The 261-nt window shown below is 67.4% G+C and carries 1 protein-coding gene; it reads right to left on the reverse strand.

Going from position 1 to position 261, the window contains the following annotated elements:
• Nucleotides 1–245 (reverse strand): DUF2138 family protein (locus AAEY83_RS16260; protein ID WP_351060682.1); only part of this gene is annotated, 245 nt, incomplete at its 3' end.
• Nucleotides 246–261 lie beyond the last annotated feature (16 nt).

Raw genomic sequence — 261 nt, forward strand, 5'->3', positions numbered from 1 at the left:
GGCACCGCCAGCAGGTCCTTGGGCAACTGGCTCAGTGAACGGGTTTCGAGCAAGGCGTCTGGACGGCCGAGGCCGAGCTTGTCACTGGCAAGGGCCGCCGGCGGCGCTTTGGGCTTGAGCAGCAGCCAGCCAAAACCGCCCGCCACACCGGCCACCAGGCACAGGCCGAGCACGACCAGCGGCCAGCGCCGCGAAGGTTTGGCCGCCGGTGTCGCGGCAGCTGGAGTCACAGTGTTATCGCTCATGTTCACAACATCCGAG

The organism is Psychrobacter sp. TB20-MNA-CIBAN-0197 (assembly GCF_040309765.1).
GTDB classification, from domain to species: domain Bacteria; phylum Pseudomonadota; class Gammaproteobacteria; order Pseudomonadales; family Moraxellaceae; genus Psychrobacter; species Psychrobacter submarinus.